Raw genomic sequence first — 13,717 nt, 5'->3', positions numbered from 1 at the left:
TCGGACAATTCAGGGTTTCTTCACCTGTGCACGCAGCCGCTCTTCCTGTTCCCGCAGTTCCGGTGTGAACTCGTCCCCGAAATCCTCGGCCTCGTACACCTGGCGAATCTCGATCTCGGCGTCGGTGCCTGGCATCGGGTTGGGGCAACGCTTGACCCATTCGATCGCCTCCTGTTTCGACTCCACTTGCCATATCCAGTAGCCGGCGATCAGCTCCTTGGTTTCGGCGAACGGGCCGTCGATCACCGTGCGCTGGTCACCCGAGAAACGTACACGAGCGCCTTTACTGCTGGGCTGCAGGCCATCGCAGTCGATGAGGATTCCCGCCCTGGCCAGTTCCTCGTTGAAATTGCCCATTGCAGTCATCAGTTCTTTGCTGGGCATCACACCGGCCTCGGAATCGGGGCTGGCTTTCACAATGATCATGAATCGCATGGTCTTGCCTCCGCTGGATGTGAGTGACTCACTGACTGGTCGAATGGCCGTCATTTAAATCGACAACGCTGGCTGCCTTTCGTCATGAACACCGGGTTGCAGGCGGCGAGGGCGGTACGCTGTACACCGCTCCCACAAGGGAATTGTGTTGATTGTCAGAGTTGTATCCAGTTTAGGGGGACAACACTTCACAATTTGTATTCTGGGCATAGGTCGTCGGGCCATTTCGTGGTTAACTTCGGCCTCTTCAAAATTCTCTACAACAACGTTCAGAAGGACTCCGTTCATGGCTCAAGTCACTCTTAAAGGCTCCCCGGTTCAAGTCAACGGCCAACTGCCACAAGCCGGTTCCAAGGCGCCAGCCTTTTCCCTGGTTGCCGGCAATCTGTCCGACGTGACCCTGGCGAGCTTCGCCGGCAAGCGCAAAGTGCTGAACATCTTCCCAAGCGTCGATACCCCGACCTGCGCGACTTCGGTTCGCAAGTTCAACGCCCAGGCCAGTGATGTCGCCAACACTGTCGTGCTGTGCATCTCCGCTGACCTGCCGTTCGCTCAAGCGCGCTTCTGCGGCGCCGAAGGCCTGGAAAACGTACAGAACCTGTCGACCCTGCGCGGTGCAGAGTTCATCGAGAACTACGGCGTTGCCATCGCTGACGGCCCGCTCAAAGGCCTGACCGCCCGTGCCGTCGTGGTGCTGGACGAAAACGACAATGTTCTGCACAGCGAACTGGTCAAGGAAATCGCTGACGAACCGAACTACGAAGCAGCACTTGCCGTTCTTAAATAAGTAAAGCATTACAATTGTTAACGGCCTGGCCCTGTCCAGGCCGTTTTCATTTGTGCTTCAGTGTCTTAGATAAATCTCCTGTTACGTAAGCCGAAGGTAAATTGCCGGTAAAGCCGCTTTGCTTAATGCCCGCCAGTGCTTATCGTTCAGCCTCCTGTAGAAGAAGCCCACGCGCCCAATGGTTGATCATTCCATGCAATCCTCCGTTTCCCGTAGTCCCCGTCGCTGGCTGTTCGGCCTGCTTGTCCTGTTGGTCATCGCTGGCCTGTGCTGGAAATTCTGGCCCGCCGGCACTGCCCAAAAAGAGGGCGCTGGGCAAAAAGCCGTTGCCGGGCAAACCGGCAGGTCGGGGGGGATGCGTCCCGGTTTCGGCGGGGCGACCGGGCCGGTCCCGGTGCGTGTCGCGCCAGCGGTGAAGGGTGATTTCCCGCTGTACTACAAGGCGCTGGGCACTGTGACGGCGCTGAACACCATCAATGTGCGCAGCCGCGTCGGTGGTGAGCTGATGAAGATCTCCTTCGAGGAAGGGCAGATGGTCAAGGCGGGCGATCTGCTGGCTGAAATCGACCCGCGTCCTTACCAGAACGCCTTGCTTCAGGCCGAAGGCACGTTGCTGCAGAACCAGGCCCAACTGAAAAACGCCCAGGTCGATGTCGAACGCTATCGCGGCCTGTATCGCGAAGACAGTATCGCCAAGCAGACCCTGGACACCGCCGAAGCGCTGGTGGGCCAGTATCAGGGCACGGTCAAGACCAATCAGGCGGCGGTCAACGACGCCAAGCTCAATCTGGAATTCACCAAGATCCGTGCGCCGATTGCCGGGCGTGTGGGCTTGCGTCAGCTGGATGTCGGCAACCTGGTGGCAGCCAACGACACCACCGCGCTGGTGATCATCACCCAGACCCAACCGATCAGCGTTGCCTTCACCTTGCCGGAAAACAGCCTGGAAACCGTGCTGGCCCGTTATCGCACCGGCGCCAAATTGCCCGCCGAAGCCTGGGACCGCGGCGACACCAAGTTGCAGGCCACCGGCGTCTTGCAGAGCCTGGACAACCAGATCGACGTCACCACCGGCACACTGAAATTCAAGGCTCGTTACGAGAACCGCGACCAGGCGCTGTTCCCCAACCAGTTCGTCAACGTCCACCTGCTGGCCGACACCCTCAAAGACGTGGTGCTCGCACCTTCGGCAGCGATCCAGTTCGGCACCAACGGTACGTTTGTCTACGCTCTCGACGGCGACAAGAAAGTCACGATTCGCCAGTTGAAAGTCGGTGCCAGTAATGGTGAAAACACCGTGATTACCGAAGGCCTGGCCGCAGGGGAGCGCGTGGTCCTTGAAGGCACCGACCGCTTGAAGGAAGGCAGCGAAGTGGAAGTGGTCAACGACACCAAGGATGTACCGACCACCCCGACCGGGCACCTGCAAGGCAAATCGGCCGCCACGGTGCCTGACGCGACGACCACCGACAAGGCGAAAAAGGGCGGCGCATGAACATCTCGCGGCTGTTCATCCTTCGCCCGGTCGCCACGACCCTGAGCATGCTGGCCATTATCCTGGCCGGCGTGATCGCCTATCGGCTGTTGCCGGTGTCGGCATTGCCACAGGTCGATTACCCGACCATCCGTGTCATGACGCTGTATCCCGGTGCCAGCCCGGATGTCATGACCAGCGCGGTGACTGCGCCCCTTGAGCGTCAATTCGGGCAGATGCCCGGCCTGACCCAGATGGCGTCGACCAGTTCCGGCGGCGCTTCCGTGCTGACCCTGCGTTTCAGCCTCGACATCAACATGGACGTCGCCGAGCAGCAGGTGCAGGCGGCGATCAACGCTGCGACCAATTTGCTGCCCAAGGACCTGCCGGCGCCGCCGGTGTACAACAAGGTCAACCCGGCGGACACCCCGGTGCTGACCCTGGCCATCACCTCCAAGACCATGTTGCTGCCCAAGCTCAATGACTTGGTCGACACGCGCATGGCGCAGAAAATCGCCCAGATCAGCGGCGTCGGCATGGTCAGCATTGCCGGCGGCCAGCGTCAGGCCGTGCGGATCAAGGTCAATCCAGAGGCACTGGCGGCCAATGGCTTGAACCTGTCGGACGTACGCACCTTGATCGGCGCGTCCAACGTCAACCAGCCCAAGGGCAACTTCGACGGCCCGACCCGGGTGTCGATGCTCGATGCAAACGATCAACTGACCTCGCCCAAGGACTACGCCAACCTGATTCTCGCCTACTCCAACGGCGCGCCGTTGCGGCTCAAGGATGTGGCTGAGATCGTCGATGGCGCGGAAAACGAACGTCTGGCAGCGTGGGCCAATGAAAACCAGGCGGTGCTGCTGAACATCCAGCGCCAGCCTGGCGCCAACGTCATCGAAGTGGTCGACCGGATCAAAGCCCTGCTGCCGAGCATCACCGACAACCTGCCGGCGGGTCTCGAAGTCACCGTGCTGACCGACCGCACCCAGACCATCCGCGCCTCGGTCACCGACGTGCAGCACGAATTGTTGATCGCCATTGCGCTGGTCGTGATGGTGACCTTCCTGTTCCTGCGTCGGGCCAGCGCCACGATCATTCCGTCGGTTGCAGTGCCACTGTCACTGATCGGCACCTTCGGCGTGATGTACCTCGCCGGTTTCTCGGTCAACAACCTGACCTTGATGGCACTGACCATCGCCACCGGTTTCGTGGTGGACGATGCGATCGTCATGCTGGAGAACATTTCCCGATTTATCGAAGAGGGCGACAGCCCCCTGAATGCAGCGCTCAAGGGCGCCAAGCAGATCGGCTTCACCCTGATCTCCCTGACCCTGTCGCTGATTGCAGTACTGATTCCGCTGTTGTTCATGGCCGACGTGGTGGGGCGGCTGTTCCGCGAATTTGCCATCACCCTGGCGGTGGCGATCCTGATCTCCCTTGTCGTCTCCCTGACCCTGACGCCGATGATGTGCGCACGGCTGCTCAAACGTGAGCCGAAGGAAGAAGATCAGGGCCGTTTCTACCGGGCCAGCGGCGCCACAATTGATTGGATGATCGCGGCTTACGGGCGCAAGTTAAAGTGGGTTCTCAAGCATCAACCGCTGACCCTGCTGGTGGCCGTTGGCACGCTGGTGTTGACCGTGTTCCTTTACATGGTGGTGCCCAAGGGCTTTTTCCCGGTGCAGGACACCGGGGTGATCCAGGGCATTTCCGAAGCGCCGCAGTCGATTTCCTTTGCGGCCATGAGCGACCGTCAACAGGAACTGGCTAAAGTGATCCTGGCGGATCCGGCGGTGGAGAGCCTGTCGTCCTATATCGGCGTTGACGGTGACAACGCGACGCTGAACAGCGGTCGTCTGCTGATCAATCTCAAATCCCACAGCAATCGCGACTTGAGCGCCACCGAGGTGATCGCACGTCTGCAACCGGAACTGGACAAACTCACTGGCATCCGCCTGTTCATGCAACCGGTGCAGGACCTGACCATTGAAGATCGCGTGAGCCGGACTCAATACCAGTTCAGCATGTCGTCGCCGGATTCCGAGCTGCTGAGTCTGTGGAGCGGTCGTCTGGTGGACGCCCTGGCCCAACGGCCGGAGCTGACCGACGTTGCCAGCGATTTGCAGGACAAGGGCTTGCAGGTGTATCTGGTGATCGACCGCGATGCGGCGTCGCGGGTCGGTGTGTCGGTGTCGAACATCACCGATGCGCTGTATGACGCTTTCGGTCAGCGGCAGATTTCCACCATCTACACCCAGGCCAGCCAGTACCGCGTGGTGCTGCAATCGCAGTCGGGCGAGAAGATAGGCCCGGAGGCGCTGAACCAGATTCACGTAAAAACCACCGACGGCGGGCAAGTGCGCCTGTCCAGTCTGGCGCACATGGAAGAGCGTCAGGCCCAACTGGCGATCACTCATATCGGTCAGTTCCCGGCGGTGATGATGTCGTTCAACCTCGCGCCCGGCGTGGCGCTGGGGCATGCGGTGGAGCTCATCGACCAGGTGCAGAAAGACATCGGCATGCCGATTGGCGTGCAGACCCAGTTCCAGGGCGCGGCCGAGGCATTCCAGGCGTCGCTGTCGAGCACCTTGCTGCTGATTCTGGCGGCGGTGGTGACCATGTACATCGTGCTCGGCGTGCTGTACGAGAGCTACATCCACCCGATCACCATTCTTTCGACCTTGCCCTCGGCGGCGGTCGGTGCCTTGCTGGCGTTGCTGTTGAGCGGCAATGATCTAGGGATGATCGCGATCATAGGCATCATTTTGTTGATCGGTATCGTGAAAAAGAACGCGATCATGATGATCGACTTCGCCCTCGACGCTGAACGCAATCAGGGCATGGACCCGGAAACGGCGATCTATCAGGCGGCGCTGCTGCGTTTCCGGCCAATTCTGATGACCACACTGGCCGCGTTGTTCGGCGCGGTGCCACTGATGCTGGCGACCGGTTCCGGCGCGGAACTGCGTCAACCGTTGGGTCTGGTGATGGTGGGCGGCTTGTTGCTGAGCCAGGTGCTGACGCTGTTTACCACTCCGGTGATCTACCTGTACTTCGACCGCCTCGGTCGGCGCTGGGGCCGCAAGTCTGAAACCGTGGAAGCGGCAGAACAGCCATGAACCTGTCCGGACCATTTATCAAGCGCCCGGTCGCAACGATGTTGCTGAGCCTGGCGATCCTGCTGCTGGGCGGCGTGAGCTTCGGCCTGTTGCCCGTATCGCCGTTGCCGCAGATGGACTTCCCGGTGATCGTGGTCCAAGCGAGTCTGCCCGGTGCGAGTCCGGAGGTCATGGCCTCGACGGTGGCCACGCCGCTGGAACGCTCCTTCGGCGCCATTGCCGGGGTCAACACCATGAGCAGCCGCTCCAGCCAGGGCTCGACCCGGGTGATTTTGCAGTTCGACCTGGACCGCGACATCAACGGCGCGGCGCGGGAAGTGCAGGCGGCGATCAACGCTTCGCGCAATTTGCTGCCGAGCGGGATGCGCAGCATGCCGACCTACAAGAAGGTCAACCCGTCCCAGGCGCCGATCATGGTGCTGTCGCTGACCTCTGACGTGCTGGAAAAGGGCCAGCTCTATGATTTGGCCTCGACGATTCTGTCCCAGAGCCTGTCTCAGGTGCAGGGCGTCGGCGAAGTGCAGATCGGCGGCAGTTCCTTGCCGGCGGTGCGCATCGAACTCGAACCGCAGGCGCTCAACCAGTACGGCGTGGCGCTGGACGATGTGCGTAACACCATTGCGAATGCCAACGTGCGCAGGCCCAAAGGGTCGGTCGAAGATGGCCAGCGGCTATGGCAGGTTCAGGCCAACGATCAACTGGAAAAAGCCAAGGACTACGAGTCGCTGATCATTCACTACGCAGACGGCGCGGCCCTGCGCCTGAAGGACGTGGCCAAGGTCAGCGACGGCGTCGAAGACCGCTACAACAGCGGCTTCTTCAACAACGACGCGGCGGTACTATTGGTGATCAACCGCCAGGCTGGCGCCAACATCATCGAGACGGTCAACGAAATCAAGGCTCAACTGCCGGCGTTGCAGGCCGTGTTGCCGGCCAGCGTGAAGCTGAACGTAGCGATGGACCGGTCGCCGGTGATCAAGGCGACCCTGCATGAAGCGGAAATGACCCTGCTGATTGCCGTGGCGCTGGTGATCCTGGTGGTGTTCCTGTTCCTCGGTAACTTCCGCGCCTCGTTGATTCCGACCCTTGCGGTGCCGGTGTCGCTGGTCGGCACCTTTGCGGTGATGTACCTCTACGGATTCTCCCTGAACAACCTGTCGCTGATGGCGCTGATCCTGGCCACCGGGCTGGTGGTGGACGATGCCATTGTGGTGCTGGAGAACATTTCGCGGCACATCGACAAAGGCGTACCGCCGATGAAGGCTGCGTACCTCGGGGCGCAGGAAGTCGGCTTCACCTTGCTGTCGATGAACGCCTCGCTGGTGGCGGTGTTCCTGTCGATCCTGTTCATGGGTGGGATCGTCGAAAGCCTGTTTCGCGAGTTTTCCATCACGTTGGCGGCGTCCATCGTGGTGTCGCTGGTGGTTTCCTTGACGCTGACGCCGATGCTCTGTGCCCGTTGGCTCAAGCCGCATACGCCGGGTGAGGAAAACCGTTTGCAGCGCTGGAGTCAGCGCGCCAACGAGTGGATGGTCGGCAAATACGCCACAAGCCTGGATTGGGTGCTGCGTCATCGCCGGCTGACCTTGCTTAGTCTTATCGTTACGGTTGGCGTTAACATTGCGCTGTATGTCGTTGTTCCTAAAACATTTATGCCTCAGCAAGATACCGGCCAGCTGATCGGTTTCGTGCGCGGCGACGACGGACTGTCATTCAGTGTGATGCAGCCGAAAATGGAAACCTTCCGCCGCGCCGTGCTCAAGGATGACGCAGTGCAAAGCGTCGCCGGTTTTATCGGCGGCACCAACGGCACCAACAACGCCTTCATGCTGGTGCGGCTGAAACCGATCAAGGAACGCAACCTGTCCGCGCAAAAGGTCATCGAACGTTTGCGCAAGGAAATGCCCAAGGTCGCCGGCGCGCAACTGATGCTGATGGCCGATCAGGACCTGCAGTTTGGTGGTGGCCGGGAACAGACCACGTCGCAGTATTCCTACATCCTGCAAAGCGCCGACCTCGGCGAGTTGCGCCAGTGGTATCCGAAAGTCGTTACTGCGCTCAAGGCCTTGCCGGAGCTGACGGCGATTGACGCCCGTGAAGGGCGCGGCGCCCAACAGGTGACCCTGATCGTCGATCGTGATCAGGCCAAACGCCTGGGCGTCGACATGGACATGGTCACCGCGGTGCTGAACAACGCCTACAGCCAGCGGCAGATTTCGACGATTTACGACAGCCTTAATCAATATCAGGTGGTCATGGAGGTCAATCCGAAATATGCCCAGGACCCGATCACGCTTAATCAGGTCCAGGTGATCACGGCTGACGGTGCACGGATTCCGCTCTCGACCATCGCTCATTACGAAAACAGCCTGGAAGACGACCGCGTCAGCCACGAAGGCCAGTTCGCCTCCGAGAGCATTTCCTTCGACATGGCCGAAGGCGTGGCGGTGGAGCAGGGCACAGCGGCCATCGAGCGGGCGATCGCCAGACTTGGCATGCCGGAAGACGTGATCGTGAAAATGGCCGGCACTGCCGACGCCTTTGCCGCGACCCAGAAGAGCCAGCCGTGGATGATTCTCGGGGCGCTGGTGGCGGTGTATCTGGTGCTCGGTGTGCTGTATGAAAGCTACATCCATCCGCTGACCATTCTCTCGACCTTGCCATCTGCCGGGGTCGGCGCGTTGCTGTCGATTTACGCGCTGGGCGGTGAGTTCAGCCTTATCTCGTTGCTCGGGTTGTTCCTGCTGATCGGCGTGGTGAAGAAAAACGCCATTCTGATGATCGACTTGGCCTTGCAGCTGGAACGGCATCAGGGCATGGCCCCGCTGGAATCGATTCGCAGTGCTTGCCTGCAACGTCTGCGGCCGATCCTGATGACCACCCTGGCGGCGATCCTCGGCGCGTTGCCGTTGCTGCTGGGCCGCGCCGAAGGTGCGGAAATGCGCCAGCCACTGGGCCTGACAATCATTGGCGGGCTGGTTTTCAGCCAGGTGCTGACCCTTTACACCACCCCGGTGGTTTACCTCTATCTCGACAAACTGCGCCATCGCTTCAACCATTGGCGTGGGGTGCGTACCGATGCTGCTCTGGAAACTCCGCTATGACTGACCGTTCGCTTATCACTCTGGCTGCACCGCTGGTATCGGCCCGAGGCTCGCGTTTGTTGAGCCTGGCGCTGTGCGTGGCGATGCTCAGCGCCTGCGCCATCGGCCCGGATTACCAGCGCCCGCCAGCGGCTGCGCCGGCGCAATACAAGGAAGCGGCAGGCTGGCGTCAGGCCAATCCCAGCGATTCCCTGGCCCGTGGCGCCTGGTGGGAGTTGTATGGCGATCAGCAGCTCAACGGCCTGATCGAAAAACTCAACAGTGCCAACCAGACCGTTGCGCAGTCCGAAGCCCAATACCGTCAGGCCCAGGCCTTGGTGCGCAGTGCCCGTGGCGCGTTTTTCCCGACCGTGGACCTGACCGTCGGGAAAAACCGCTCCAGCCAGGGCACCGGCAGCAGCAGTTCGAGCCTGACCAGTTCTTCCAGCGGGATTCGCGACACTTACACCGCACAGGCCGGGGTCAGTTGGGAGGCCGACGTTTGGGGCAAGTTGCGTCGAGGCCTTGAAGCCGACACCGCCAACGCCGAGGCGAGTTATGCCGATCTGGCGGCGATGCGCTTGAGCCAGCAGTCGGAACTGGTGCAGAACTATCTGCAACTGCGCGTGATCGACCAGCAGAAACGCCTGCTGGAAGCGACGGTCGAGGCCTATCAGCGCTCACTGACAATGACTGAAAACCAGTACCGCGCCGGTGTCTCCGGCAAGGACGCGGTGGCGCAGGCCCAGACTCAGCTCAAAAGCACCCAGGCTGACATGGTTGATCTGATCTGGCAGCGTGCTCAATTCGAGAATGCCATTGCCGTCCTGATCGGGTTACCGCCGGCCGAGTTCAGCCTGGCTGAAACCAAAGACATTCCTGCGTTGCCCCAGATACCGCTGAGCCTGCCTTCGCAATTGCTCGAGCGCCGCCCGGACATCGCCTCCGCCGAACGTTCGGTGATGGCGGCCAATGCCAACATCGGCGTGGCCAAGGCGGCTTATTACCCGGACCTGACGCTGAGTCTGAACGGCGGTTACAGCAGCAGCACCACTTCCAACTGGATCAGCGTGCCGAACCGCTTCTGGTCGGTCGGACCGCAACTGGCCATGACCTTGTTTGACGGCGGCCAGCGCTCCGCCGAAGTTGACCGCAGCGAAGCGGCCTACGACGAGACCGTGGCCAAGTACCGTCAGACGGTGCTCGATGGCTTCCGTGAAGTGGAAAACTACCTGGTGCAGCTCAAGGTCCTGGAAGACGAAGCGGGCGTGCGCCAGGAAGCACTGGACGCGGCGCGTGAATCCTTGCGCCTGACTCAGAACCAGTACAAGGCCGGTGTGATTGCTTACCTGGGCGTGGTGGTGGTTCAGGCCACAGCGTTGAACAATGAACGCAGCGTGCTGAGCCTGTTGCAGAGCCGGTTGATTGCCAGCGTGCAATTGATCGCGGCATTGGGCGGTGGTTGGGATGGGGCGTTGCAGGTGAGCGAAAAAGAGTAGATCCCCTTCTCTGAAGGCAACTCGATACTTTGTAGCAGCTGTCGAGCCTGCGAGGCTGCGTTCGGCTGCGCAGCAGCCGTAAAACCTGTATATGCGGTCTCCCTGAAACACCGAGTCGTCTGATTTCACGACTGCTGCGCAGCCGAACGCAGCCTCGCAAGCTCGACAGCTGCTACAGCTGGTCGTGGCCGTTGCGAGGTGTCAAACAAGCGTTTCATCGGCTTGATGGCCATTTGCTTATTTTGTCGGTGCGTTCGTTTGCGAAATCAGTACAATCGCCCGATTTGCCCCGCCGAGAACGGAAGCAGTACGGAGGGGCTGTCGCGAGTAGTCTCATGCTTATCGGTAGCTATTCCCCCACGCTGGTTATCATCTCGCTGTTTGTAGCGATTCTCGCCTCCTATACCGCGCTCGACCTGACCGGACGCATTGCCACGGCCAAGGGCCGGGCCGTGCATCTATGGACGGCGGGCGGCGCCTTTGCCATGGGGATTGGCGTGTGGTCGATGCATTTCATCGGCATGCTCGCGTTCCAGTTGCCCATCGACCTCGGCTACGACATCGGCATCACATTGCTGTCATTGCTGATCAGCATCCTGTCCTGCGGCTTTGCCCTGTGGCTGGTCAGCCAGCCACAATTGCCAGCCTGGCAACTGGCATTCGGCGCGCTGGTCATGGGCGGCGGGATCAGCGCGATGCATTACACCGGCATGGCCGCCATGCGCATGCAACCGGGTATCGATTACGATCCGACGCTGTTCAGCGCCTCGCTGCTGATCGCCGTAGTCGCCTCGGGCGCCGCCTTATGGATCGCTTTCCGCCTGCGCCAGCACACGCCTTATGTCGGCCTGATCCGTGGCGGCGCGGCGGTGATCATGGGGTTTGCGATCGTTGGTATGCATTACACCGGCATGGCGGCGGCGCGTTTCCCGGATGGCAGCTTCTGTGGCGCGGCCATCAGCGGCCTGAACGGCAAGGGCCTGGACAATCTGGTGCTGATCACCACCCTGGCAGTGTTGAGCCTTGCCTTGTTGACCTCAATCCTCGATGCGCGCCTCGAGGCCCGCACTGCAGGCCTTGCCCACTCATTGACCGAGGCCAACCGCGAACTGACTCAACTGGCCCTGCATGACACCCTGACCGGCCTGCCGAATCGCGTGTTGCTGGCTGACCGCATCGATCAGGCGATGTCCATGGTCCAGGAGCAGGGCGGTTGTTTCGCGTTGATGTTCATCGATCTCGACGGGTTCAAACCCGTCAACGATGCCTTCGGTCACCATATGGGCGATCTGTTGTTGCGTGAAGTCGGTCTGCGCTTGCGCGAGGATTTGCGCAGCCACGACACCCTGGCGCGGATCGGCGGTGACGAGTTCGTTCTACTGGTGCAGCTCGGCGAACAGAATGACGCATTGAGCCTGGCCGCCCGCCAGGTCGGGCTTATCGCGCGTTCGTTCCGGGTCGCTGAACATGACTTGCAGATTTCCGCCAGTGTCGGCATCGCGATTTATCCGGGTAACGGTGAAACCGCCGAAGAATTGCTGATGAACGCCGACGCGGCGATGTATCACGCCAAGGGCGCCGGCAAAAACGGCTATTCCTTCTTCGACGCCTCGATGAACAGCAACGCGCGCAAACAGCTGCAATTGTTGCAGGACTTGCGAATCGCCCTCGATCAGCAGCAGTTCAGTCTCTATTACCAACCCAAGTTCGATGCCAACAATGGTAAGCCGGTCGGCGCCGAGGCGTTGCTGCGCTGGGTGCATCCGACCCAGGGCATGCTGTTGCCGGACAAGTTCATCGAACTGGCGGAAAAGACCGGGTTGATCATTCCGATTGGCGAGTGGGTGCTCAACGAAGCCTGCCGTCAGATGCGCGAGTGGTACGTGCTCGGGTACACCGACTGGCGCATCGCCGTGAACCTTTCAGCCCTGCAGTTCTGCCACGCAGGCCTGGTCCAGAGCGTCGCCAAAGCCTTGGCCACTCACCATTTGCCGGCCAACAGCCTGACCCTCGAGATCACGGAAACCACCGCCATGAGCGATGCCGATGCGAGCATGACGGTGCTTCAGGAGCTGTCGGCAATGGGGGTCGACCTGTCGATCGACGACTTTGGCACCGGCTATTCGAGCTTGATGTACCTCAAGCGCTTGCCCGCCAATGAACTGAAAATCGACCGCGGTTTTGTCCGCGACCTGGAGCGTGACAGCGATGATGCTGCCATCGTTTCCGCCATCGTCGCCCTCGGTCAGGCACTGGGGTTGCGGATCGTCGCCGAAGGGGTGGAAACCGGTTCGCAGCAAGACTTCCTGACGCAACTCGGTTGTGATTCGCTTCAGGGTTATCTGCTCGGGCACCCGCTGCCGGCTGAACGCTTCATGGTGGATATTCTGCGTGCAGAGCAATTGGCGGTGAGTCTAGAGCAATGTGATTGATGTGGGTCCATGCAAAAGCCAGCCATGACGGTTATTCTTGGCCCTGACTGCTAACGCTTGGTATGGGGGAAATTTCGCATGGACAAAGTCATCGTCATCACTGGCGGCAGCCGTGGTATCGGCGCCGCCACAGCCCTGTTGGCCGCCGAACAAGGCTATAAGATCTGCATCAACTACCTGGCCGACGAATCCGCTGCGCAAACGGTGCTGGAGCAAGTCCGCTCCCTCGGTGCCCAAGCCATCGCGGTACGCGCTGACGTCAGCATCGAAGATGAAGTGATCGCCTTGTTCCACCGCGTGGACACTGAGTTGGGCCGGGTCACGGCACTGGTGAACAACGCCGGCACCGTCGGACAGAAGTCCCGGATCGATGAAATGTCGGAATTCCGTATCCTCAAAATCCTCAGAACCAACGTCCTGGCGCCGATCCTCTGCGCCAAACACGCGATCCTGCGCATGTCGCCCAAGCATGGCGGGCAGGGTGGCAGCATCGTTAACGTGTCCTCGGTGGCCTCACGCCTGGGTGCGCCCAATGAATACGTCGATTACGCCGCCTCCAAAGGTGCGCTGGATACGTTCACCATCGGCCTGTCCAAGGAAGTGGCTGGCGAAGGCATCCGCGTCAACGCGGTGCGCCCTGGTTACATCTACACCGACTTCCATGCGTTGAGCGGTGACCCGGATCGGGTCAGCAAGCTGGAGTCGGCGATTCCAATGGCTCGGGGCGGACGTGCGGAAGAAGTGGCCGAGGCGATTGTGTGGTTGCTGTCGGACAAGGCTTCCTATGCGACCGGGACATTCGTCGACCTTGGTGGTGGGCGTTAAGTCCATAGATTTACATTGTTTGGGCGGGCCTCATCGCGGGCAAGCCACGCTCCCACAGGA

At 60.6% G+C, this 13,717-nt stretch carries 8 protein-coding genes; 7 read left to right on the top strand and 1 reads right to left on the bottom strand.

Going from position 1 to position 13,717, the window contains the following annotated elements; all coding sequences use genetic code 11:
• Positions 1-9: 9 nt before the first annotated feature.
• Positions 10-435 (bottom strand): YciI family protein, encoded by a 426-nt coding sequence (locus BLW70_RS19835; RefSeq protein WP_074876801.1) that lies wholly within the window; start codon positions 433-435, stop codon positions 10-12.
• 286 nt (positions 436-721) lie between these two features.
• On the opposite strand from BLW70_RS19835, the gene tpx reads away from it, so the two are divergent.
• The 7 genes from tpx (at position 722) to BLW70_RS19800 (ending at position 13,657) form a co-directional block, all read left to right on the top strand.
• On the top strand, positions 722-1,222 hold the full coding sequence (gene tpx / locus BLW70_RS19830) for a thiol peroxidase (protein WP_033054703.1): 501 nt from the start codon (positions 722-724) through the stop codon (positions 1,220-1,222).
• Between the two features lie 178 nt (positions 1,223-1,400).
• On the top strand, positions 1,401-2,717 hold the full coding sequence (locus BLW70_RS19825) for an MdtA/MuxA family multidrug efflux RND transporter periplasmic adaptor subunit (RefSeq protein ID WP_074876799.1): 1,317 nt from the start codon (positions 1,401-1,403) through the stop codon (positions 2,715-2,717).
• Positions 2,714-5,818 (top strand): MdtB/MuxB family multidrug efflux RND transporter permease subunit, encoded by a 3,105-nt coding sequence (locus BLW70_RS19820; RefSeq protein WP_074876797.1) that lies wholly within the window; start codon positions 2,714-2,716, stop codon positions 5,816-5,818. Before BLW70_RS19825 ends, BLW70_RS19820 begins: the two co-directional genes overlap by 4 nt.
• On the top strand, positions 5,815-8,922 hold the full coding sequence (locus tag BLW70_RS19815; RefSeq protein WP_074876796.1) for an efflux RND transporter permease subunit: 3,108 nt from the start codon (positions 5,815-5,817) through the stop codon (positions 8,920-8,922). Before BLW70_RS19820 ends, BLW70_RS19815 begins: the two co-directional genes overlap by 4 nt.
• Positions 8,919-10,400: an efflux transporter outer membrane subunit gene (locus tag BLW70_RS19810; RefSeq protein ID WP_074876794.1), complete on the top strand. Its 1,482-nt coding sequence runs from the start codon at positions 8,919-8,921 to the stop codon at positions 10,398-10,400. The genes BLW70_RS19815 and BLW70_RS19810 overlap by 4 nt, the downstream gene beginning before the upstream one ends.
• Positions 10,401-10,735: 335 nt before the next feature.
• Positions 10,736-12,832 (top strand): putative bifunctional diguanylate cyclase/phosphodiesterase, encoded by a 2,097-nt coding sequence (locus tag BLW70_RS19805; RefSeq protein WP_074876791.1) that lies wholly within the window; start codon positions 10,736-10,738, stop codon positions 12,830-12,832.
• Between the two features lie 78 nt (positions 12,833-12,910).
• Positions 12,911-13,657 carry an SDR family oxidoreductase gene (locus BLW70_RS19800; RefSeq protein WP_074876789.1) on the top strand — a complete coding sequence of 249 codons (747 nt, stop codon included), beginning with the start codon at positions 12,911-12,913 and terminating at the stop codon, positions 13,655-13,657.
• The last annotated feature ends 60 nt before the right edge of the window (positions 13,658-13,717 follow it).

The sequence above is a fragment of the Pseudomonas frederiksbergensis genome (genome assembly GCF_900105495.1).
Classification (GTDB): domain Bacteria; phylum Pseudomonadota; class Gammaproteobacteria; order Pseudomonadales; family Pseudomonadaceae; genus Aquipseudomonas; species Aquipseudomonas frederiksbergensis.
This window is presented reverse-complemented; position numbering and strand designations above follow the sequence as displayed.